This is a genomic window from Terasakiella sp. SH-1 (assembly GCF_004564135.1).
In the GTDB taxonomy this organism is placed as follows: domain Bacteria; phylum Pseudomonadota; class Alphaproteobacteria; order Rhodospirillales; family Terasakiellaceae; genus Terasakiella.
Map to the genome: position 1 here is coordinate 697,749 of NZ_CP038255.1, position 23,398 is coordinate 721,146.

The following is a 23,398-nucleotide window of genomic DNA, read 5'->3' on the forward strand; positions in this document are numbered from 1 at the left end:
ATGTACTACTCTGCTTAAGTCAAAGAGTCTGAGACCTTGTTCACTCCAGTTGGTGGAGCAAGGAGTGCAATCTGATCAGAGAAACCCCGCAAGTTTTTCTTGCGGGGTTTTCTTTTTGTGACTGTATGAAACTTGATCGGTTAAAAGAGAAGGCCCCGCAGTTGTGCGGGGCCTTTGTCGTTAAAGGATACCTGTTGAGAGTTTAATCAGGAAGGTGATTAACCCTGCGACCATGGCGGCGCCGATGATTTCGGGCCACCATCCCAGGTCATAGACTGGGGCATCTTTTTTATTGTCTGTTTGCATGATGTATCTCCTTATTTACCTAAATTTGGGAGCCACATGGCGATTTCAGGGAAGATGAGGACAAGTGTCAGGCCGATCAGTTGCAAACCGATGAAAGGCAGGACAGCGACAAATATTTCCTGCAGGGTGACATCTTTGGGGGCCACACTTTTCAGATAGAAACAGGCTGGACCAAAGGGTGGGGACAGCATGTAAATCTGAATGTTCATGGCAAACAGAATACCAAACCATACCGGGTCATAACCAAGGTCAACAACAACCGGGGCAAAGACAGGCACGGTGATAAAGACAATGGCAATCCAGTCCATGAAAGTACCCAGCAACATGATGATCGCCATCATGATCAGGATGACCACAATCGGGGCCACATCCATACCTGTAAGCAGGCTTTTCAGGAAATTGGTCCCACCCATGATGTTATAGATACCGACAAGGCTGACCGCACCAACGATTAACCAGACGATCGAGCCTGTGGTGATGGTTGTGGACCAAAGGGCATCACGCAGACCTTGAATACTGAGTTCTTTGCGAATAACGGCAATCAAAACAGCACCTACAGCGCCGAGGGCTGCAGATTCTGTAACGGTTGCAACACCGGTGTAGATGGAGCCCAAGACACCAAAGATTAAAAGGAACGGTAAAATCAAACCTTTGAGATATTGCATACGCTCAAAGAAGGGAAGCTTGGCTTCTGGGGCATCATAAACCGGACCCATTTCCGGGTTCATACGACAACGGATCATCACATAGGTAATGTAAAGACCAGCCAGTAACATACCCGGGCCAACACCGGCAGAGAAAAGATCGCGCACAGAAACGCCAGCTTCCGCCCCATAAACAATGAGGACCACACTTGGCGGGATCAAGGTTGCCAGCGAACCGGATGCAACAATGGAACCTATGGACAGTTTACGGTCATAGCCAAGGCGGAACATTTGGGGCAGGGCAATCAGGCCGAGAAGAACGATTTCACCGCCTACAATGCCACTCATGGCCGCGAGGATCACACTGACAAAGATGGTTTGAACAGCCACACCACCGCGCATCTGGCCACCTAAAATAGCCATACTGTTGAACAGGTCTCGCGCGACCCCGGATTTTTCCAGAATATTCGCCATAAAGACGAAGAAGGGAACCGCAACCAATGTGTATTTGGTAAAGACATGGGCAACGTTACTGCCCACAAGGATCAAGCCGGGAGGGCCGAAATAGAACAGGGCAGAAGCAACCGAAACCAGAAGAGTCGATGCCCCAAGCGGGACCCCCATTGCCATTAGGCTGAAAAGTGCCAGAATGATCAAGAGTGTGATGATTTCAATACCCATTATCCGTGCTCCTTCTCATTTGCACCCTCAAACGGGTATTCTTCTTCATGTTCATCAGCCGGGGCGAACATGTTGGCGATCAGTTGCAGGGCATAAAGGACACAGGCAACGGACAGCATCACTTTTAAATAGCTGGGGACAGGTGGGTTAAAGGCACTGCCGGAACGTTCAAGATGGTTGAAAGAATTCAGTGTGGCATCCCAGTTGGACCAAAGCAGGCCGAGCACAGCGATAATGCTGATAATCAACGCAATTTTGGTCATGCGGTGCCAGAGTTTTTCACCCACGATGAGTTCCATTGCCGTCACTGTGATATGACGGCGTTGTTGGGTAACAGCACCAACGGATAAGAGCCAGGCGGTGCCGCACAGGGTCATGATGGTTTCTGATGTCCAGGCCGTCGGGGCGTCCAGAACATAGCGCATGAACACTTCAAAGACAGACAATGTGATTGCGGTTATGTAAAACATCCCGCAAGTCTTACCCAGAAATACACTGAGCTTGCCTATAAGTGTATGGAAAGTATGGTTAGACAAAATAGCCTCCCTTCGAGTGTTCGGTTCTGGTTGTTAGAGATTTGAGAACCGATATTCGTCTAATATTTTAACAAGTTCTTTAGCTGATCTTTCGCGGTGTTCACGAAAGACGGATTTGGCTTTTTCCGCATTACCGGATGTGATGGCATCCATGAGTTCACGATGTTCCTGTGTGGATTTCACCGGCATCTCGCGCAGTTTCAAGGTCAGCATCCGTGCACGGTGAGCCTGGTCAAACAAGGTGCTGATGATTTTTTCAAGACGCTTGTTGGCACAAAGCTCAAGGAGTTTACGGTGGAAGCCATCATCGGCCTTTGCCCAGGATTCCCGGTCTTCTTCCTGAATGGCCTTTTCCATTTTAGTGGTTAGATCTTCCAACTCTTTCAAGTCATGATCATTTATGGTGCGACTCGCCAATAGATAAGCCGCTTCGGGTTCCAGGGCCGTCAGAATCTGATAAATTTCGCTCATATCTTCGGGCATAATGGGCAAAACGCGAGCGCCACGGCGCGGAATAATCTCTAAAAGCCCTTCGGCTTCCAGTTTTAATAATGCCTCACGTACAGGTGTGCGGCTCATTCCCAAACGGACGGCAATTTCTGGCTCTGTTGCTTGAAAGCCAGGTGGCATACGGTTTTCGAGTATTTCTTCCTTGATCATGTCATAGGCGTTATCTACGCGGGAAACCTTGCTTTTTGCTGTCATGAGAGTTCTCCTTTCGGGCTCGTGTTAAAAAATATAATAATGTATACATTGACAAATGCACAAGAAAATAATTTAATGATTTTAACGCATCGGTGAGGATGCGGGAAGAGTTAGATCTTCAAAACGTTAGAAACTGCCAAATTTTAAGGGAGGACTTTCATGTTCAAAAAGGCAATTTCCAAACTTCCGGTTCTGGCTGGTGTTATTGCAGCAGGCATGTCACTGAACGTATCAGCTGATGCTGCTGAAATGCTGCGTGTGCAGACGTCAACAAAATCTGGCGGTTTTTCGTTTCAATATATGAATGACAACTGGGTAAACAAACTGCCTGCCATGACCAATGGTGAAGTTCAAATCCAGTTCATGCCGATTAAATCTGTGATGCCGCGTAATGAAACACCCGAAGGTGTGGCAGCAGGTGTCTTAAGTGGTGATTTGACGTCGATTGCTTATTTTTCCGGCCGTAACCCGGCATTTGCCATTCTGGGTGATCTGATCGCAGGTTATGATTCTCCGGCACAGGTTCAGCAATTCTGTAAAGATGGTGGTGGTTCTGAAGTTTTGCAAAAACTGTGGGACAAAACACTGCCGGGTAAAATCAAGGTTGTTGGTTGTGGTGCTGTTTCTAAAGAAGCACTGGTTTCCAAAAAGCCGATTAAAGGCGTTGCGGACCTGAAAGGCATTAAAGTGCGCTCTCCAGAAGGTTTGGCTGCGACAGTCTTTCGTGCTGCAGGTGCAAGCCCGGTAAATATCCCGTTCTCTGAAGTCTATACATCTTTGGAAAAAGGTGTGGTGGATGCAGCTGATGCGTCTGCTTATGTCAATAACGACAAAAACGGTTTCCACCAGATTGCAAAATATCCGCTTTATCCGGGGATCCACTCTATGGCAGTTCACCAGTTCACAGTCAGTACAAAAGTCTGGAACAAGCTTTCTCCAGCAGCGCGTTCTGGTTTGAAAGACTGGTATTATGCGGCTTATGCAGACCTGCTGAAAGCACTGGATGCACAAGATAAAAAGCTGGTGGCCCGTGATAAGGCTGATCCGAACATCACAGTGATTGACTGGGCGCAGAAAGATCGTGATGCGTTCCGTCAAATTGCGACGTCTTCCTGGGAAGAAACAGCAGGCAAGTCACCGGAAGCACGTGAAGCACTGGATGCACATTATTCCTTCATGAAGACAATTGGTCTTCTGAAGTAAGGGTTCTCCCGGCTGAGGTGGGCATTCGTCCCTAACCATGTCCACCTCATTTTTTTTAAGAATAATTAATAATGAAAAAGGAATGTGTCTATGACCACCTCTTCTATGCAAGTTGCTGTGATCAAAGGTGATGGGATTGGCGTTGATGTGACAGAAGCCACCATTGCTGTAATTGAAGCTGTAAAGGAAAAAGTTGGCGGCTTTGAACTTGATTATAACTATATCTCTGCCGGGGCAGGCTATTATCAAGAAACTGGAAAAGATATTCAGGATAATGGTGAAGAAGATGCGGGCAAGGCAGATGCAATTTTCCTTGGCGCTATTGGTTTGCCTGCCATTCGTTATGAAGATGGGACGGAAATTTCGCCCCATTTGCGCTTGCGTGACCGTTTTCAGCTTTATGCCGGTGTGCGTCCGGTGCGTGCTTATCCCAATGCGCCGCAAAAGCTGGCTGCACCGCAAGCCGCAGGCATTGACCTTGTGATCTTGCGTGAATCTACCGAAGGATTGTTTTATTCCGCCGCCGTTCATGATCGTTGCCCGGTTGAAAATAATGAAGAAGTTCAAGATGTCATGCGCATTACGCGCAATACGACTGAGAAACTTCACAATTTTGCCTTCCGTTTGGCGCAGAAACGTAAATCACGTGGCAAGCTTGGCAAGGTGACTTGTGTGGATAAGGCCAATGTTTTTAAATCCATGGCTTTCTTTCGTCAGATTTTTGATGAACGTAAAGCGAATTTCGCAGATGTGGAAGTGGGTTACAATTATGTTGATGCCCAAGCACTTGACCTGATCCGTCGCCCGTGGGAATTCGATGTGATGGTCACGGAAAATATCTTCGGTGATATTTTATCTGATCTGGCTGGTGGTCTTGTTGGTGGTATGGGTATGGCCTCTTGTGCTGAAATTGGTGATAACCACGGTCTTTTTCAACCGGCACATGGCAGTGCACCAGATATTATGGGTCAAGATAAAGCCAACCCGTTGGCGGCGATCCTCAGTGGTTCTTTGATGTTGGATTATCTGTCTGAAAAATCAGGGAACCAGTCCTTGGCCGATGCTGCACAATTAATTGATGAAGCTGTTTATGCCGGTTTTGAAGCCAATGCAATTCGCCCGATGGAATTTGGCGGGGATATGGGCACACAAGCCGTCACCAAAGAAGTGATTGCACGCATCTAATCAAGAAATCAAAGGGAAGACAGTATTATGAGTATTGTTCTTGGCTGTATTGCAGATGACCTGACCGGGGCAACCGATCTGGCAATGATCTTGGTACGTGAAGGTATGAAGACGGTGCAGATTGTTGGTGTTCCTGATGAAGACACCCCTGTACCGGACGCCGATGCGGTTGTGATTGCATTGAAATCACGCACCCTGATGGCATCGCAAGCTGTCAGTATGTCCTTATCTTCTTGTGGCTGGTTGCAAAAGGCAGGGGCCAAGCAAATTTTCTTTAAATATTGTTCGACCTTTGATTCTACAAAAGAAGGTAATATTGGTCCGGTCACAGATGCGTTGATGAATAAGCTGAATTGCCGAAATACGATTGCGTGCCCATCTTTTCCTGAAAATGGGCGTACAGTCTATCGGGGGCATCTGTTTGTGCATGATGTTCTCTTGTCTGAATCTTCATTGAGCAATCATCCCTTAACACCCATGACGGACCCTAACTTGCAACGGGTTCTCTCAAAACAGACCTCAACGCCCATTAGCAATGTCTATTATGAGGATGTTGAAGCTGGGGTCGATGTGTTGCGCAATAAGTTTGCCCAAGACGGTATCCATATTGTGGATGCCATATCTGATGCACACTTGCGCACCATTGGGGAAGCTTGTCGTGATTTAGCGCTCATTACAGGGGGATCAGCTGTCGCACAAGGCTTGGCCGATAACTATCGCACACAGGGGCTTTTGCCTGCAAAAAGCAATGCAAACAGTTTTCACGGCCCCAAAGGAGCAGCACTGGTTTTATCTGGCAGTTGTTCTGAGGCAACACGAGGGCAGGTTGCTTATGCACAGGCCCGCATGCCGCATTTTAAACTGGATGCATACGATATTTTAGATGGTAAACCCGTTGCTGATGAGGCGATCAGCTGGGCCAATGCGCATTTGTCACAGGATCAACCTGTTTTGATTTATTCGTCCGCTGATCCTGCTGAGGTCTCTCGCGTGCAGGCCGAACGGGGCCGGGTTGAAGTCGGTGATCAAGTCGAAGCCGTAATTGCTGACATCGCTAAACGTTTTTATGAAGCTGGGGTGCGACGTTTTGTTGTGGCCGGTGGGGAAACATCTGGTGCTGTGATTGAGGCACTTGGGGTAAAGGCGATGGAAATTGGTCCAGCCATTGATCCGGGGGTGCCTTGGACAAAAAGTCTGAACGATGATGAAAAAGCTTTGGCTCTTAAGTCCGGTAATTTCGGGACAGAAGATTTCTTTATTAAAGCACTTGAACAATTAGACGAGCTATCTTCATGACAGATTTAGAATTGAGAGAGGAACTGATCCAAACCGTTTTGAAAATGAACGATATGGGGATCAATCAAGGCACATCGGGCAATGCAGCGGTTCGTGTTGAGAGGGGCTTTCTGATTACCCCCTCAGGGATGGCGTATGAAGATATTACACCGCAAGATGTGGTCTTTAAGGAAATCGGCGGGGGGTATGAAAGCCCCAACGGATTGCGCAAACCGTCCAGTGAATGGCGTTTTCATGAGGATATTTTCATCGCCCGTCCCGAAGTTAGTGCCATTGTCCATACGCATGGCAAGGCGGTGATGACTATTGCCTGTCTGCAAAAAGATATTCCCCCGTTTCATTATATGATTGGGGTGACGGGTGGGGAGACAATTCGATGTGCCCCTTATGAAACCTTTGCAACGCAAGCCTTGTCAGATGTGGCTGTTCAGGCGCTGGAAGGGCGAAAAGCCTGCCTGTTGGCCAATCATGGACAAATTGCCCTTGGGGGGACTCTGAAACAGGCTCTTTCCATGGCGCTGGAAGTCGAAACCTTGTGCGACGTTTATTGGAGAACACTGGTTGCAGGTGGTGCTGTCATTCTTGATCAAAGCAAGATGGATGAAGCACTGGCGAAATTCAATAAAGGTTATGGAAGCGCTAAGGCTTTTGTGGACGAAGGAAAGGGATAGATATGTTCGTTGTACTTGTTGATTTTGTGATCAAAAAAGGCTGTGAAGAGCAATTTAATCACGCCATGTTGGAACAGGCAGAAAACTCGCTGAGTCAAGAAGTAGACTGTCACCAGTTTGATGTGTGCCGCAATCCTGACAACCCACAGGAGTTTTTCCTGTATGAGCTTTATACAGACCACGCAGCCTTTGATGTTCATTTAGCCTCTGAACATTTTATTGCTTTTGATCAATGTGTTAGCGCCTGGATTGAAAATAAGGAAGTTCGTTTGTTGCAGCGATTGTAAGAACTGTTATGCTCGTGGGTGGGAAAATGCAGGTGAAAATTGGTAATACAATTGTGTATGGTTTACCATATACGTCTGGTCAATAGACGTGGTTTCGAAAATAAGCATAATACCGTAAAAATAAATAGTTTGGTTAACCAAATGATGGGAGATGAGGCTAATCGTTAGGCGATATCCGGTCCTTCGCTATTGTGGGTCTGGTTGAGACACCGTGTTGTCGCTGGTTTTGCGCAGATGGCATTTCTGTATGGATAGTGCTGTCTGTTTCAAACAGTGGGGGTGTAGATGAATACCGTAGATCAATCCGATATTACATTATCACGGGATGAAATTCGTTCTGGCATTGGCAAGCAGTTGTTTACTGCTTTTTCCGTTGTCGCTTTGATGACTGTTTTGGTTAGTATTATTGGCTGGTTCAGTATTGAAAAGCTGGATAATGCACAAACGAGTCTGGCATCGCAGGAAGTACCTGCGATTACGTCAGCTTTGAAATTATCTGAAGAAATTGCAAATTTGGCGGCTTCTGCGCCACGGCTAAAGGCAGCACGTAATGATGAAGAGCGCAAAGCCATTCTGGCCTTGCTGGCCCAATCAAATAAACGGGCACAAGAAAGCCTAAAAACCTTGAAGCTCCATACCAAGGATGTGAAGGGGCTTGAAGCTATTGAGGCGGGCCTGTCCAAACTTCCCTGGTATATGACCCGCTTAAATCAGGTGGGCTCTCGTTTATTTGCCAAGATTAAACGCCGTAACGAGTTGGACGGTAAATTAATCATTTTTCGAGAGACCGTTGCGAAAAAACTGCGCCCTCATTTGCTGAATGTCCGGATTGCCGTTATTGAAGAAAGCGAAGATGTGCTGCGATCTTTTCAGCGCCAAGAAGAGCTGCTGGAATTTAAAAGTGCAACCAATCTTCTTGTTGGTCTTTTGGCTGAAGGGGGAAAATCCAATTCGGAAAAAGAGATCGAAAAGATTGAAAGCCGTTTTCTCAGTTCAATTGCGAAAATGGCAGTTCCTCTGTCTCGGATTGAGAAAACCGCAAATGTAAGTGAGCTGAGCCATATTTTTAAATCTTTGCTACGTTTTGGCAGCAAAGGGGGGCCAGATGATAATATTCTTCTGTTGCGCAAGGCTGAATTGAAGGCTTTGGCAGAAACAGACGAGATTATGGAAGAAACCCGCGATCTCTCCAAGAAAATGTCACAGCAAGCCAATGAGGTCGTTCAAAATGTTGAACAATCCATTCAGGCTTCCATTGAAAGTAACCAATCATCTATTCGTTCGACCAAGATCAGCTTGGTTTTAATCTCAGTCGGTGCCTTGGCCGTTTCTGCCTTAATCGGTTGGTTCTATGTGAATAAAAGAATTGTTCATCGCTTGATGGTTCTGGTGAACTCTATGGAAAATATTGCCAAGGGGGATTTGGCAACGCGGGTCAATCGCAATGGTAGTGATGAAATTTCCTTGATGGGGAAAGCTTTGACGGTTTTGCGTAATGCAGGGCGTCAGGCCGAAGATGACCGGACAGCTTTTGAAGCCCAACGCCAAAAATCAGAAGAGGAAAAACGTCAGGCCCAATTGTCTTTGGCGGATAGCCTTGAAGATTCTTCAAGTGTGTCTATGGATAAGTTGTCGCAAAATGTTTTGACTTTGCAAGAACAGGCGCGGGTCATGGAAGGTTTGTCTCAAACCGCACTGGATAAAAGTATTGATGTGACACATGCCGCTGAACGCATGACAACGGATATGGGGGATGTATCTGCCAGTATCGGGGAGTTGAGCAGTTCAATTGATGAAATTAGCCAGCAGTCCCAGCAAGGTTGGAAAACGGCAGATGATGCGGTCAGACGTGCTGATACAATGAACGACAGTATCTCTCAGCTTCAGGGGAGTTCACGCCGTATTGGGGAGGTGATTATGTTGATTAACGATGTCGCCGCCCAGACCAATATGTTGGCGCTGAATGCAACCATTGAGGCCGCACGTGCCGGGGAAGCAGGCAAAGGTTTTGCCGTGGTGGCCCAAGAAGTCAAAACACTGGCATCTCAAACAGAAAATGCAACGGGTGAAATTGATCTTTTGATCAAGGGGATTCAGTCTGAAATCCACAGTACGGTTGAAGCCGCCAAGCATATTTCCCATGTCATTTTTAAGATCAAGGAAGTGACCACGACCATTGCGTCTGCGGTTGAGCAGCAAAGTGCCGCGACCAGCAGTATTGACCATACGGTTCGCAAAAGTGTGGATGAATGTTTGCAGGTTTCCACCTGGATTAAAGAAGTGTCCGAAGTCAGTGAAACAACCGGCCAAGCCATTCAGGAAGTGCGTAAAACATCCGGTGATGTGGAAAGTGAATCTCAAGGGCTGCAAAGTGACATTGCCCGTTTCCTCACCTCTGTTCGGGCTTGAAAAAAGTAAGGTAATTCGATGCAAGAAGAAAAAAGTCGACGTATCAGCCATTTGGTTGCTGCGGTTGAATGCTTGTCAGAAAGTGTGACTATTTTTGATGGGGAAGATCGTCTTGTCTTTTTTAATGAAAAATTTAAGGAAGATAACGCCCATACGCCAGAAGCTGTGGTTTTGGGTCTGACGTTTGCGCAGATGATACAGCGTTTGCTTGATAATGGTGCGATTGTTGATGCGGTTGGTTGTGAAGAGGAATGGTTTGAAGAACGCATGCAAAAACATCGCGTCCCCCAAGGTGCTTTTGAGGTACAGCGCTGCGATGGGAAATGCCTGCTGGTTTTTGAACAAAAACTCAATGATGGCGGGACGATCATTTTGGCGACCGATATTACGGACAGAAAGCTTTATGAGCAGCAGAAATATCAAAAGGAAATGGCGATTAAAGCCAATATGGCGAAGTCTGAATTTCTGTCATCCATGAGTCATGAACTACGCACACCGCTCAATGCAATTTTGGGGTTTGCCCAGCTTTTAACGATGAACAAGTCTGATTGCTTGTCTGATATGGAGTTGCAATATCTCCAGCATATTATTTCCGGTGGGAAGCACCTTCTCTCCCTGATCAATGACATTCTGGACCTGTCGAAGATTGAGGCCGGTAAAATTGTGTATTCCATCGAAGCTGTGGATGTGGACGAGCTGATTGAAACCTGTATGTCCTTCGCCAATGCGTTGAGTGATAAAGCCAATGTGTCGCTGGAATATGTCAAAAAAACATCAAGCCCCGTGATTACGTCTGACTATCTCAGAACCAAGCAGGTTTTGATCAATCTGATCAATAACGGCATTAAATATAACCGCCCCAAAGGCTATGTGCGTCTTTCCTGTGAAGAGATTGAGGGGGAAAGGCTTAGGATTTCCGTTGTCGATAATGGCTATGGTATTGCCGAAGAACATCAGAGCTTATTGTTCCAACCCTTTCAACGTGCTGTCGGACCGCAAAGTGAAATTGAAGGCAGCGGTGTCGGTCTGGCCTTGACCCAACGTTTGGTAAAGGAAATGGGCGGTGAGATTGGCTTTGAAAGCACCGAAGGCGAGGGGAGCCGTTTCTGGGTCGAATTTCCAAAAGGGTTTAAGGGCACCGATGGTTTGGACATGGATGATCATGCAATCCGTGTGGTTCAGCCCGCGCTGGGCGAAGAGCAAAAGCTGTTGCTTTATGTGGAGGATAATCCGTCAAATATTGCCTTGATGGAAGGTGTGATCGCCGGGTTACCCAATATTGAAATGATTGTGGCCCATAATGCGGAAGATGGCTTGGTTCTGGCTGAAGAAAAGAAGCCGGATTTGGTGGTTATGGATATTAATTTACCGGGTATGAGTGGCATTGAGGCGATGAAACGCCTGCAAAAAAATCGTCCAACTCAAAACTTGCCAGCCATTGCACTCAGCGCCAATGCAATGCCCCATACGATTGTGGAGGCCAAGGCCGCAGGCTTCCTTGAATATATTACCAAGCCCCTTGATGTAGCGAAATTCCTGGAAGTGTTGCAGGAGGTGCTGGCGGTGGAATATGGGCGTTAAAAGGTGCTGCGGATATGTTCCCAGGCAACTTTTAAGTGGTTGTGCATGGCTTCTTCGGCGCCATCTGGGTCACGTTCCAGGATTGCATTATAGACGGCTTCATGCCCGGCAAAGGTAACTTTATTGATTTCTACACCGCGTTCCATTTTGGGCCAATGTCCGGATAACCAGGAAACATAGGCATTTTGAAGGGCTGTATAAATTGGGTTTTTGGGGATTTCGTAAAGTACTTTGTGGAACAAAACATCCGTGCGGTAAAATTCTTCTGGGTTTTCCATGGCTGCACGGTTGTTTTCAAGGGCTTCTTTTAAGCGGGCAATATCGTCTTTGCGGGCATTTAAGGCCGCATAGCGGGAAAGGGAGGTTTCAATAAAGATGCGGCTGTCATACAGGTTTTTAAAACCGCCATCTTCATTCATGAAATGGTGGACCAAAGCGCTTAAGCTTTCCAGTGCGGTATCGTATCCGGCTTGGGCAACAACAGGGCGGTGTCGAGGTTTTGTAATCAGCAAGCCATTTCGTGACAGAGAGGAAATGGCTTCGCGGATGATATTCCTGCCGACACCAAAACGATCCATGAGGTCGCGTTCTGAGGGAAGCATTTCACCCTGGGCAAAAGTGCCATCCAGAATCTTTTGTTCCAGCTCTGCAATGACAAAGTCTGTTTTACGGCCTGTAATTTCCATTGTCCCACTCTTTCTGCTGTGCCGGAGAATCCGGATGCTCTTTATATAATATTAAGACCAAATTCTGACAAGAATGTCTTTCCTAAGGATAAAATACATTTTTGGTTTACCAAAATATAGGAAAAATCGTTAAATTTGGCATTTTTTTAAAAAAAACTTGCGATATGGTGCATTTTCAGTAACCATAATAATTAATTTGGTAAACCAATAAGCCAGCGCCCCTCGCACAAGAGGGAGATAAAAAAAGATTTAGCTGTCGGTTGATTTTGTGTCATTCGACAATTTAGCAGAGAGGCACTCCCCTTTGAGCGGAGTGCAAAACAAAGGAAGAAGTTATGAATTTCAAGCGTACGCGTAAGTTTATTTTAAGTGCTGCTGTGGCCGTTGCAGGCTTCGGCGGTTTTATTAGCCAGGCTGATGCGGGTCAGACACTGAAATGGGCTCACGTTTATGAGCCGGAGCATCCGTATCATAAAAGTGCACTTTGGGCTGCCGAAGAAGTGAAAAAACGCACCGAAGGTCGTGTGGAACTTCAAGTGTATCCAAGTTCTTCATTGGGTAAGGAAATGGATATCAACGAAGGTCTGACAATCGGTTCCATTGATATCATCATCACAGGTGCGGCATTTGCTGAACAGTTCTACGGTCCTGCAGCGATTTCAAACTATCCGTTCATGGTTCGTGATTACGACCACTGGAAAAAATACCGTGACAGTGACCTGTTTGCTGAAATCCGCCAGGGTTATAAAAAGGCAACAGGCAATGAAATTACGGCCCTGTCTTATTATGGTCAGCGTCACGTCACATCTAATAAGCCGATCAAAACACCGGCTGACATGAAGAACCTGAAAATCCGTGTGCCAAATGCACCGTTGTTCATGATGTTCCCGAAAGCAACGGGTGCAAACCCGACACCGATGGCTTTCTCTGAAGTATATCTGGCGTTGCAACAAGGTGTTGTTGATGCACAGGAAAACCCGCTTCCGACTATCAAGTTCAAAAAATTCCACGAAGTACAGTCTCACATCAACCTGACAGGTCACATCACAATTTCTTCTTTGACGCTGATGTCTGGTCTGACAGAACGCAAAGTGGGTAATGCTGATTATGCGATCCTCAAGCAAGTAACGCAGGAAGCGTCTGTGCGTGCCTCTGAAGAAATCAACAAGTCTGAGCAAGAGCTTGGCGCTTGGTTTGAAGCACAAGGCACAAAGGTGATCTCTGTTGACAAGAAAGCTTTCCAGGATGCGCTTGTTCCGGCCATGTCTGCAGAAGACCTGCCGTTTACACAAGAGCAAGTCCGTCGTCTGAAGTCTCTTTAAGTCAAAACAGGTGTTGAGTTATGTCTTCCCAACATAATCATACATCCGGTCCGGGAGAGGGGGATGCCCCTTTCCCAGAACTGGAAATCGAGGAAAAGGAAGTCGATGTCTCTGACTTTAGTTGGGTAGACACTCCGGGCCTCATTTTCTTCTGGATCTTAATGGTCGTTGTTTTCTTACAGTTCTTTACCCGCTATGTCCTGAATGACTCGCTGGGTTGGACGGAAGAAGTCGCCCGTTTTCTCCTGATCCTTGTTGCGTTTTGTGGGGCGATTACAGGGGCGAGAAAAGGAACCCATATTTTCTTGGAGTTCTTTTACCGCTTTGTCCCAACTCCGGTGGCAAAAGCCCTTTCGATCCTCGCAGAACTCATCAATGTTACGTTTTTCGGCTATATGGCCTATGTGGGATATCAGCTGGCAGAAGTCACGCGCCAGAATATGATTTCCATTCCGGTTCCCAAGGCAATGATCTACTGGGCCGTCGCCATTAGTTTCGCAATTATGGCTGTATATTCAGTCATCTGGCTCGTTCACAAAATTCGATCTGACAGCAAGACAATTGTCGCTGAAATCGAAGAACATGCCCTGAATGAATAGGAACTTATCATGTCAATTATTATCCTATTTGTACTCTTGTTTTTCTTCCTGATCATCGGCGTGCCGGTGGCGGTTTCTCTGGGCTTGTCTTCTTTGATCTTCATTATGTTTCAAGGTCTGCCGGAAATGGTGGTTCTGCATAATATGATCAGCGGTGTGAACAGCTTTCCCCTGATTGCCGTGCCGTTCTTTATTCTGGCTGGCCATTTGATGAATTCATCAGGGATTACCAATAAAATCTTCAGCTTTGCACGCGCTTGTGTTGGCTGGATGCATGGTGGTCTGGGTCACGTAAATGTTGGTGCCAGTGTGATCTTTGCAGGTATGTCCGGTGCGGCAGTGGCTGATGCTGGTGGTCTTGGCAATGTTGAGATCAAGGCGATGAAAGATGCCGGTTATGACAAAGACTTTTCTGTCGGGATTACAGCGGCTTCTTCGACCATCGGTCCGATTATTCCACCGTCCCTGCCGTTGATTGTTTACGGTGTTATTGGCGATGCCTCTATCGGTCAACTGTTTGCTGCGGGCATCGTACCGGGCCTGATGATGGCCGGTTCCTTGATGATGATGGTTTGGTGGTTCTCACGTAAACGTGGGTATCCGAAAGATGATTGCTTTATGTGGTCTCGCCTTGGTCATACATTCAAGGAAGCTTTTGCGCCACTCATGACACCGGTCATTATCGTAGGGGGTATTCTGACGGGTCTGTTTACACCTACAGAAGCAGCGATTGCAGCGGTAGCTTACTCCATGTTCCTTGGCACTGTCGTTTATCGCACGTTGAACCTGAAATCCATTTTACGGGTCTCAATGGATACGTTGGAAACAACAGCCTCAATCATGATGATCATTGCAGCTTCTACTATCTTTGCCTGGATTTTGACGGCAAACCAAGTGGCGGAACATTTTGCAACAACCCTGCTGGGCTTCACAGATAACCATATTGCGATCATGTTGATTGTGACGGTGCTGATCCTGATTATCGGCTGCTTTATGGAAACTTTGGCCGCCATCACAATTTTGGTGCCAGTTCTCCTCCCCGTCGTGATGAAAATGGGTGTTGATCCGGTTCACTTCGGCATCATTTTGATCCTGAATCTGATGCTTGGTCTGCTGACCCCGCCTGTTGGCATGGTTCTCTATGTCCTGTCAAAGGTATCGGCCGTCCCGTTTGAACGATGCGTGGTTGCAACAGCACCATTCCTCATCCCCCTTGTAACAGTCCTTCTGATCCTGACGTTTGTGCCGCAGCTGACTATGTGGTTGCCAGAAACACTTTATCGTTAATCAGCAGGCCGGATTGAGAAAAAAATAATGAGTACAAAGATTTCAAATATCCAAACACAACTTTTCGCTGTACCTCTGAAAGAAGTTCTCTCAGATGCGAAGCATGGTGATCACACACATTTCGAGCTGATCGTTGTGAAAATCACTCTGGAAGATGGCAGCGAAGGGTTTGGTTATACTTACACTGGCGGTAAGGGCGGACGTGCCATTGCTGCGATGATTGACTACGATATTGCCCCGGCCCTTATTGGTCGTGATGGGACCAATATCGAAGAACTTTTCGACATGATGGAATGGCATATTCACTATGTCGGTCGCGGTGGCATTGCTTCTTTTGCAATTTCCGCCCTTGATATCGCCCTTTGGGATATCCGTTGTAAGAAGCTGGGCCAGCCCCTGTGGAAAGTGGCCGGTGGGGCGTCTGATCGCACCAAAGCTTATCGTGGCGGTATTGACCTGAATTTCTCTTTGGAAAAACTGCTGGGCAGCATTCAGGGATATCTGGATGACGGCTTCAATGCGGTCAAGATCAAAGTCGGTCAGGAAGATTTGGCTGATGATATTGAACGTGCCCGTGCAGTTCGCCAATTGATTGGTGATGATATCACTTTCATGGTGGATGCTAATTATTCCATGTCTGTGGAAAAAGCCATCGAAGCCAGCCGTGCGTTTCAGGAATTTAATGTTCTTTGGTTTGAAGAACCAACCATTCCTGATGATTATGACGGTTTTGCCCGTATTGCTGATGAAACAGGTATTTCACTGGCCATGGGGGAAAACCTCCATACCATCCATGAGTTTGAGTACGCCTTTGACCGGGCCAAGCTGACCTTTATTCAGCCGGACGCTTCAAACTGTTGCGGTATTTCCGGTTGGTTGAAAGTGGCTGAAAAGTCCCGAGAACATGGATTGCAGATTTGTACCCATGGCATGCAGGAACTGCACGTCAGTCTGCTTTCTGCCCAATCCAATGCAGGTTGGCTGGAAGTTCATAGTTTCCCCATTGATGAATACACCACCCGTCCATTGGTTGTGGAAGATGCCCTGGCCATTGCCCCGAGCACACCGGGCACAGGTGTCGTCTTTGATTTTGAAAAATTAAACCCGCACGAAGTTTCTCTGCGCTCTTAAAGGTTAGGAAAAGAAAATGAAAGCAGCGTTTTATACAGGTGATAAAACATTTGAAATCAGAAGTGTTGAGGCGCAAGCCCCTGCTGCTGATGAAGTCCAAGTTCAGGTCGCTTATTGCGGTGTGTGTGGGACAGATCTCCATGCCTATCATGGTTCAATGGATGCCCGTATTGGTCATAACCGTGTTATCGGGCATGAAATGTCCGGTACGGTGACAGCTATTGGCAGTGATGTCGGTGACGTCAAGGAAGGCGATCATGTGGTGATCCGTCCGTTGAAAGCCTGTGGTGAATGCCCGGCTTGTAAGGCAGGTCATTCTCATATTTGTCATAATCTCAAATTCCTGGGCTTGGATACGGATGGGGCCTTTCAGCAAAGTTGGACAGTGCCTGCCAATACGGTTCACAAAATCCCGTCTTCTATGCCGCTGAAATACGGCGCGTTGGTTGAGCCGATTGCAGTTGCCTGCCATGACGTTCGCCGCAGCCGCTTACAAGCTGGTGAAGATGTGCTGGTTATCGGTGGTGGCCCGATCGGGATGCTGGTGGCGATGGTTGCACGCAAGCAGGGTGGTAATGTCATTATCTCCGAAGTGAGTGAACAACGTCTGGCTTTTGCCCAGCAATTGGGCTTTGAAACCATCAACCCCTTAAACGAAGATTTGGTAACGACCATTAACCAGAAGACCTGGGACAAGGGTGCTGATGTGGTCTTTGAAGTTTCCGGCTCTCAACCCGGTGTGGAAGCGATGACTGCGGCAGCAGCTGTACGTGGCCGTATCGTGATGGTTGCGATCCACCCTAATAAGCCGCAGGTCGATATGTTCCAGTTCTTCTGGCGGGAACTCGAATTGCTGGGTGCGCGTGTTTACGAAGGTCAGGATTTTGAAGATGCCATTCAGATGGTGACAAATGGGGATATCGATTGTGAATCCATGATCACAGATGTTCGTGCCCTCAGTGAGATTACGCAAGCCTTTGAAGCACTCAGTGGTAATCCACAAGCGATGAAAAGCCTGATTCAGGTTGCTGACGAAATTCAATAAACGGAGAAAACACGTGTCTATTCTTGATAAATTTTCCCTTGCGGGCAAAACAGCGTTGGTCACAGGTGGCAAGCGCGGCATTGGTAAGGCAATGGCTGTTGGTTTGGCAGAAGCCGGTGCTGATATTATCTGTGTGAGTGCAACACTGGAAGCCGAAGGCAGTGAAGTTGAAAAAGCTGTACGTGCCACAGGGCGTAACTTTAAAGGCTATTCCTGTAACTTTGCAGATCGTAAAAGCCTGTATGCCTTTATCGAAAAGGTAAAAGCGGAAAACCCGCAGATTGACATTCTGGTCAACAACGCCGGGACGATCTTGCGCACGCCTGCGGCTGAACATCCTGATGAAATGTGGGATGAGGTGATTGAAGTCAACCTGAACGCCCAGTTCATTCTGACCCGTGAAATCGGTAAGGAAATGGTTGCGCGTGGTTATGGCAAGGTCATCTTTACAGCCTCTTTGCTGACGTTCCAGGGCGGTATTACAGTGCCGGGTTATGCAGCCTCTAAAGGCGGTGTGGGTCAGCTTGTTATGGCGTTTGCCAATGAATGGGCATCACAAGGTGTGAATGTCAATGCGGTGGCACCGGGTTACATCAAAACAGATAATACACAGGCGCTGCAAGATGATGCAGAACGTGCCAATGCGATTTTGTCACGTATTCCGGCTGGGCGCTGGGGCGAGCCTGAAGATTTTGCTGGTCCGGTTGTCTTTTTGGCGTCGGATGCATCAAGCTACATGAATGGCGCGATCACTCTTGTTGATGGCGGCTGGATGGGTCGTTAAGGCCCTGATTGGAATGGGCTATTGTCCCCATAGCCCATTCCAAAACTTTGAAGGAAAAGATCGTGCAGTCAAATCGAAAAGCAATAGCCTGTATTGGCGAATGTATGGTGGAGCTATCTCCAGCCCAAGAGGGTTTGTTCAAGCTTGGTTTTGCCGGTGATACCTACACTACAGCCGTTTATTTGAAGCGCCAGTTTGGTGATGCCGTGGATGTCAGCTATATCACGGCGTTGGGTGTGGATCCGCAAAGTAAAGCAATGGTTTCAGCTTTTGAGCAAGAAGGGATTGATACTTCCCACGTGCGGCTTTTCGAAGATAAAGCACCGGGGCTTTACCTGATTGAGAATGACGAAACCGGCGAGCGCTATTTCCAATATTGGCGTTCAACAGCAGCAGCACGCTTTTTATATCAAGATCGAAGCATATCAGATATTGCGCAACAGCTTGAAGGATTTGATCTGGTCTATGTATCTGGCATTTCACTGGCTGTTCTGGATGCGGCACAGCGTACAAATTTGATTGAAGCCTTGAAAGCTAATCAAGCCGATGTGGCGTTTGATCCAAATTTCCGGGCGGCTTTATGGCCGGATTTAGATGAATGTCGACAGGCTTTCCAAGATGTTGCCGGGGTTTCCAAGATTGTTTTTGTTACCCCGGAAGATGATTGTGCCCTGTGGGGGGAGGCTCTTCTTGATGACGTTTGTCAACGCTGGTCAGGATTTGGTGCTGAGGAAGTTGTGGTCAAGGATGGCGCAAATGGTTGTCTGGTTGTGACTGATCTTGAACGCGATCATATCAACGCGCCTGAAAAACTGTCACCTGTTGATACCACAGGGGCAGGGGATTCCTTTAGTTCAGGTTATCTCGGTGCACGCTTGCAAGGGGGCTCTATTCGTCAGGCTGCTGAAATGGCCCACAGGGTTGCAGCTCAGGTGATTATGCATCCCGGCGGTATCATTCCACAAAATGTTTGGCAAAAGGTAAGTTAAGGAATTTTCTGATGAAGACACGTGTCTCTAGTGTAACTGGTCTGAGTAAAATCATCCCTGTTCTTGTGATTGAAGATGTGGCCCATGCTGTCCCTTTAGCCCGTTGTTTGGTGCAAAATGGACTGCCTGTTCTTGAAATTACGCTGCGTTCATCCGCTGCCCTTGAATCTATTCAGGCAATTATGAATGAAGTTGAAGGGGCCGTTATTGGTGTGGGTTCGGTTTTAGCACCTGAACAGCTTGAACAAATTGAAAAAATGGGCGTGGCCTTTGGGGTGTCGCCGGGGGTTTCTCCGAATTTGTTTAAAGCTCTGAAAGACAGTGATCTGCCGTTCCTTGCTGGGGGAAGTACTCTGAGTGAAGTTCTGACCTTACGTGAGGCAGGCTTTATGGAACAAAAAGCCTTTCCTGCCAGTGTGGCAGGGGGGATTGATTACCTCAAAGCGGTTTCTGGCCCGGTTGGCGATGTTTCTTTTTGTCCGACAGGTGGGGTGAAGCCTGCAAATGTTCTGGATTATCTCGCATTGGACAATGTTTTTGCTGTTGGCGGTACCTGGATTGCCCCCGGTGATTTGGTGAATAAGCAAGATTGGGATGAGATCGGTCGCCGTGCGGCATCTGCTAGTGCATTGGTAAACAAGGATAAGCTCTAAAAATAATATCATATTATGAATGATGCTTGAGTTCCGGGTGGTTTTTCTATAGTATTATCATAATATGAATGATTGTTTGGTTGAATGTAGGGCGGGAAAGGGCTTGACCCGTAGTGGATATTAATGAATAATATAATGTATACATTAATTCATTTGTGAACTGAGCTCGTGACCTTTCGATTAAGTAAAGTTTCGTTTTAAGGATTGAAATAAGTTGGAAAATAACATGACACAGACATCATCTAAGCAGGCAAAGATTATTGCGACCTTAGGGCCGTCCAGTTCCTCAGTGGAAATGGTTTTGGCTTTGGCAAAGGCTGGTGCCAATGTTTTTCGACTGAATTTCTCTCACGGGGATTATGAAGAACATGCTGCCCGTATTAAGGCTGTGCGCCTTGCTGAAAAGGAACTTGGTCGCCCCTTGGGAATGTTCATGGATCTTCAGGGGCCAAAATTCCGTCTGGGAACCTTTGTTGAAGGCAAGGTTTATCTGGAAAAAGGTCAGTCTATCAAATTTGATTTGAACAGTGCTGCAGGTGATGAAAACCGTGTGCATTTGCCACACCCTGAAATCATCAATGCTTTGTCAGAAGGCGATCGTTTGCTGATTGATGATGGCAAGATGATCATGCGTGTGTCCAAGGTTGATGAAGACCGCGTCATCGCTTTTGCAGAAGTTGACGGTTATCTGTCTGACCGTAAAGGTGTCAGCCTGCCTGATTGTGAGATCAATGTTTCGGCCATGACAGAAAAAGACAAGCGTGATCTTGCCTTTGGCCTGGATCAGGGGGTTGGCAGTGTCGCCTTGTCCTTTGTACAGCGTCCGGAAGATTTGATTGAACTGCGCGAACTCGCAGGTGAACGGACACAGCTTATTTCAAAGATTGAAAAGCCAACAGCCCTTGTGCATCTGGAAGGTATTTTGGAACATACAGATGCTGTCATGGTTGCACGTGGTGATCTGGGGGTGGAGCTTCCACCAGAAAAAGTACCTGCGATCCAAAAGCGCATTGTGTCTGCGGCGCGTAACTTGGGGCGCCCTGTGATCGTTGCAACACAGATGCTTGAAACGATGATTAATACGCCAACCCCAACGCGTGCGGAAGCTTCTGATGTGGCCTCTGCCGTTTATGATGGTGCGGATGCGGTGATGTTGTCTGCAGAAACAGCTGCCGGGGATTATCCGCTGGAAGCTGTCTCCATGATGGCGCGCATTATCACCGAAGTGGAAAGTGACCCGCTGCATCGCTCCTTGATGGAGGCATCTCGCAAGGGAACAGAAAGCACCAAGACAGATGCGATCAGTGCAGCAGCACGTCAGGTTGCCCCAACGGTGAATGCCAAAGCTGTGATTTGTTATTCCACCTCGGGTAAGACGGCCTTGCGTGCCGCCCGTGAAAGACCGGAAGCCCCTGTCATTGCCTTGACATATGACACGCAGATTGCGCGTGCGCTGAGTCTGGTTTGGGGTGTGAATGCGGTTGTATGTCCTGATGCAACGGATATGCGCGAAATGGTACAAACAGCGCTGAAAGTCACCAGCGAAAAAGGCTTGGTCGAAACGGGTGATACGGTGGTGATTACCGCAGGTGTACCTTTTGGCAGCGCCGGGACAACCAATATCTTGCGCATCGCTGAAGTCGGCGGGGAGGCTTAATGTCCAAACCGCTTGCCATAGGTCTGGTTGCCCATGATGCGATGAAAGCAAATCTCGTGGGGTGGGTAACTGAAAATAAGGAACGTCTGGCAGGACACCGTTTTTACGGAACGGGCACAACCTCCAAAACCCTGCTTGAGGCCCATCCCGAGTTGGACCTGACACCCTTAAAGTCAGGTCCATTGGGTGGGGACCAACAGCTCGGGGCCTTGATTTGCGAAGGCAAGCTGGATGCGTTGATTTTCTTCCAGGACCCTATGACAGCACAGCCCCATGATGTGGATGTAAAGGCATTGGTAAGGCTCTCTACCCTTTATGATGTGCCGATTGCCTGTAATCCGGCAACGGCTAACTTGATTGTGACAAGCCCGGCTTTTTCACAGATTTCCGAACACCGTCTGGCAGAACGCGAAGAACGTTGGACCAGCTATTTAAACCGCAGTGTGTCAAAAACATAACGTAAGGACAGGGATATGAAAGTACTTGTGATCGGTGGTGCATCAATTGATGTGATTACCTCAATTGATACAGAAAATATCGAATGCCTGACCATGAGTAATGCGACCAATTCCTACTTGATGATGGAGCAGGGCAAGAAAGTTGAAGCCCGGCGTATTGATAATCATGTGGGTGGCGGTGCGGCCAATGCAGCGGTTGCCATGGCCCGTTTGGGGGGAGAGGTCTCTTGTGTTCTTAAGCTGGGGGATGACCTTGATAGTGAGCGGGTTTTGAAACGCTTACACGAAGAACAGATTGACACCCGTCATGTCCGAAAAGAACCGGGGCGTCAGACAGGCAAGTCGATTATTGTGTCTTCCCATGATCGAAATGCTGGCATTTTTGTCCATCGTGGGGCCAATACAACCCTGTCTTTAGACGATCTTTCTGAAAAGACCTTTGAGGGCATAGATTTGGTCTATGTTTCAACACTCAGTTCCAATTCTGCGGATGCTTTTCCTGCCATTGTGAAAATGGCGAAAGATGCTGGGGCTTTTGTCGCCTGTAACCCCGGTATTCGCCAAATTCGTAACCGCAAACAACAGGTTCTTGATGCCTTGGCTTCTGTCGATTTGATTGCGATCAATAAGGAAGAGGCCACAGCTTTAGCCCAAGGCATGGCCATCGCTCAGGATCAGGTGACAGCGAAAGCCATTGATTTACCTGAAATCATCGCTGAGGGGCTTGGCGAGACAGATGCGAAAGTTTCTCTGAAACATTTACGCGATCAAATTCTGTCAATTGGGGGCACTTATTTGATGGTGACCAATGGGGCGGAAGGGGCCTATCTGGCAACAAAAGAAACCATTCTGTTTCGCCCCTCTGTACCGTGTGAGGTTGAATCAACCATTGGGGCCGGGGATGCCTTTAATGCGACCTTGGCTTTTGCGCTGGCCTCCAAGCAAACAGTTTATACGGCCTTAAATATGGCAGTTAGTAACGGGGCGGCAGTGGCCTCAACATTAGATACACAAAGCGGCCTGATGCAGGCTGATGAACTTCAGAAAAAGATTTTGGGAATGGATAGTTCCCGCATTCAGTCTTTCCTCTGAATATTCAGGAGATAGGAAACACATTGAGACACTCCCCTGTGTGTTTTCTCCACCCGCAGAACCTTGTGCTTACGCCATAGGTCATAAGGTTTATGCGACAAACTGTCTGAGGGGAAGAGGTTTTGACCATTATGGTTTTCCCCTCAGACTTTTTTGAAGAATACCATATCGGCAACGAGACCCACGCTGAT

Annotated in this window: 23 protein-coding genes; 18 read left to right on the top strand and 5 right to left on the bottom strand. The window is 47.5% G+C overall.

The genetic code is table 11. The features are described 5' to 3' along the window. Positions 1–180: 180 nt before the first annotated feature. From E4K71_RS18535 to E4K71_RS03150, 4 genes are all read right to left on the bottom strand, one after another. Positions 181–306 carry a hypothetical protein gene (locus tag E4K71_RS18535; RefSeq protein WP_276321851.1) on the bottom strand — a complete coding sequence of 42 codons (126 nt, stop codon included), beginning with the start codon at positions 304–306 and terminating at the stop codon, positions 181–183. Between the two features lie 11 nt (positions 307–317). Next, positions 318–1,631, bottom strand: coding sequence for a TRAP transporter large permease subunit (locus tag E4K71_RS03140; protein ID WP_135076436.1), 1,314 nt, complete (start codon positions 1,629–1,631; stop codon positions 318–320). Further along, on the bottom strand, positions 1,631–2,101 hold the full coding sequence (locus tag E4K71_RS03145) for a TRAP transporter small permease (RefSeq protein ID WP_135076440.1): 471 nt from the start codon (positions 2,099–2,101) through the stop codon (positions 1,631–1,633). The genes E4K71_RS03140 and E4K71_RS03145 overlap by 1 nt, the downstream gene beginning before the upstream one ends. 99 nt (positions 2,102–2,200) lie before the next feature. Then, positions 2,201–2,872: a GntR family transcriptional regulator gene (locus E4K71_RS03150; RefSeq protein ID WP_135076443.1), complete on the bottom strand. Its 672-nt coding sequence runs from the start codon at positions 2,870–2,872 to the stop codon at positions 2,201–2,203. Between the two features lie 159 nt (positions 2,873–3,031). On the opposite strand from E4K71_RS03150, the gene dctP reads away from it, so the two are divergent. The 7 genes from dctP (at position 3,032) to E4K71_RS03185 (ending at position 11,504) form a co-directional block, all read left to right on the top strand. Beyond that, positions 3,032–4,075, top strand: a complete 1,044-nt coding sequence (gene dctP, locus E4K71_RS03155) for a TRAP transporter substrate-binding protein DctP (protein WP_135076446.1) — start codon at positions 3,032–3,034, stop codon at positions 4,073–4,075. Between the two features lie 90 nt (positions 4,076–4,165). Beyond that, positions 4,166–5,260, top strand: a complete 1,095-nt coding sequence (locus E4K71_RS03160) for an isocitrate/isopropylmalate family dehydrogenase (RefSeq protein WP_240796866.1) — start codon at positions 4,166–4,168, stop codon at positions 5,258–5,260. A 27-nt stretch (positions 5,261–5,287) separates the two neighbouring features. Continuing rightward, positions 5,288–6,556 carry a 3-oxo-tetronate kinase gene (otnK, locus tag E4K71_RS03165; RefSeq protein ID WP_135076449.1) on the top strand — a complete coding sequence of 423 codons (1,269 nt, stop codon included), beginning with the start codon at positions 5,288–5,290 and terminating at the stop codon, positions 6,554–6,556. After that, positions 6,553–7,227 (top strand): class II aldolase/adducin family protein, encoded by a 675-nt coding sequence (locus tag E4K71_RS03170; protein ID WP_135076452.1) that lies wholly within the window; start codon positions 6,553–6,555, stop codon positions 7,225–7,227. The genes otnK and E4K71_RS03170 overlap by 4 nt, the downstream gene beginning before the upstream one ends. A gap of 2 nt (positions 7,228–7,229) precedes the next feature. Then, positions 7,230–7,514 carry a putative quinol monooxygenase gene (locus tag E4K71_RS03175; RefSeq protein WP_135076455.1) on the top strand — a complete coding sequence of 95 codons (285 nt, stop codon included), beginning with the start codon at positions 7,230–7,232 and terminating at the stop codon, positions 7,512–7,514. Between the two features lie 285 nt (positions 7,515–7,799). Then, the gene (locus E4K71_RS03180) at positions 7,800–9,923 is read left to right on the top strand and encodes a methyl-accepting chemotaxis protein (RefSeq protein ID WP_135076458.1); all 2,124 of its coding nucleotides are present in this window, start codon (positions 7,800–7,802) and stop codon (positions 9,921–9,923) included. 18 nt (positions 9,924–9,941) lie between these two features. Beyond that, positions 9,942–11,504, top strand: a complete 1,563-nt coding sequence (locus E4K71_RS03185) for an ATP-binding protein (protein WP_135076461.1) — start codon at positions 9,942–9,944, stop codon at positions 11,502–11,504. Here E4K71_RS03185 and E4K71_RS03190 read toward each other — a convergent pair. Further along, the gene (locus E4K71_RS03190; RefSeq protein WP_135076463.1) at positions 11,501–12,190 is read right to left on the bottom strand and encodes an FCD domain-containing protein; all 690 of its coding nucleotides are present in this window, start codon (positions 12,188–12,190) and stop codon (positions 11,501–11,503) included. The two genes, E4K71_RS03185 and E4K71_RS03190, sit on opposite strands and share 4 nt — an antisense overlap. A gap of 335 nt (positions 12,191–12,525) precedes the next feature. Here E4K71_RS03190 and E4K71_RS03195 point away from each other — a divergent pair, with 335 nt between their 5' ends. The 11 genes from E4K71_RS03195 to E4K71_RS03245 all read left to right on the top strand — a co-directional run bounded on the left by E4K71_RS03195 (position 12,526) and on the right by E4K71_RS03245 (position 23,207). Continuing rightward, positions 12,526–13,512 (top strand): sialic acid TRAP transporter substrate-binding protein SiaP, encoded by a 987-nt coding sequence (locus tag E4K71_RS03195; RefSeq protein ID WP_135076466.1) that lies wholly within the window; start codon positions 12,526–12,528, stop codon positions 13,510–13,512. A gap of 20 nt (positions 13,513–13,532) precedes the next feature. After that, positions 13,533–14,111 carry a TRAP transporter small permease gene (locus E4K71_RS03200; protein ID WP_135076469.1) on the top strand — a complete coding sequence of 193 codons (579 nt, stop codon included), beginning with the start codon at positions 13,533–13,535 and terminating at the stop codon, positions 14,109–14,111. 9 nt (positions 14,112–14,120) lie between these two features. Further along, positions 14,121–15,398 carry a TRAP transporter large permease gene (locus E4K71_RS03205; protein WP_135076472.1) on the top strand — a complete coding sequence of 426 codons (1,278 nt, stop codon included), beginning with the start codon at positions 14,121–14,123 and terminating at the stop codon, positions 15,396–15,398. A 27-nt stretch (positions 15,399–15,425) separates the two neighbouring features. After that, a complete protein-coding gene (locus E4K71_RS03210; protein ID WP_135076475.1) occupies positions 15,426–16,529 on the top strand; it encodes a mandelate racemase/muconate lactonizing enzyme family protein in 1,104 nt (367 codons plus the stop codon). Between the two features lie 16 nt (positions 16,530–16,545). Beyond that, a complete protein-coding gene (locus E4K71_RS03215) occupies positions 16,546–17,574 on the top strand; it encodes an alcohol dehydrogenase catalytic domain-containing protein (protein ID WP_135076478.1) in 1,029 nt (342 codons plus the stop codon). 19 nt (positions 17,575–17,593) lie between these two features. Further along, positions 17,594–18,358, top strand: coding sequence for an SDR family oxidoreductase (locus E4K71_RS03220; protein WP_206201980.1), 765 nt, complete (start codon positions 17,594–17,596; stop codon positions 18,356–18,358). Between the two features lie 62 nt (positions 18,359–18,420). Continuing rightward, the gene (locus tag E4K71_RS03225; RefSeq protein ID WP_206201951.1) at positions 18,421–19,347 is read left to right on the top strand and encodes a sugar kinase; all 927 of its coding nucleotides are present in this window, start codon (positions 18,421–18,423) and stop codon (positions 19,345–19,347) included. Between the two features lie 11 nt (positions 19,348–19,358). Continuing rightward, positions 19,359–20,000, top strand: coding sequence for a bifunctional 4-hydroxy-2-oxoglutarate aldolase/2-dehydro-3-deoxy-phosphogluconate aldolase (eda, locus tag E4K71_RS03230; RefSeq protein WP_135076484.1), 642 nt, complete (start codon positions 19,359–19,361; stop codon positions 19,998–20,000). Between the two features lie 226 nt (positions 20,001–20,226). Continuing rightward, entirely contained in the window at positions 20,227–21,657 is a 1,431-nt protein-coding gene (gene pyk, locus E4K71_RS03235) for a pyruvate kinase (protein WP_135076487.1), read from the top strand. Beyond that, positions 21,657–22,115 (top strand): methylglyoxal synthase, encoded by a 459-nt coding sequence (locus tag E4K71_RS03240; protein ID WP_135076490.1) that lies wholly within the window; start codon positions 21,657–21,659, stop codon positions 22,113–22,115. The genes pyk and E4K71_RS03240 overlap by 1 nt, the downstream gene beginning before the upstream one ends. Positions 22,116–22,130: 15 nt before the next feature. Next, complete coding sequence (locus E4K71_RS03245) at positions 22,131–23,207, top strand: carbohydrate kinase family protein (RefSeq protein WP_135076493.1); 1,077 nt, start codon at positions 22,131–22,133, stop codon at positions 23,205–23,207. Positions 23,208–23,398: the final 191 nt, after the last annotated feature.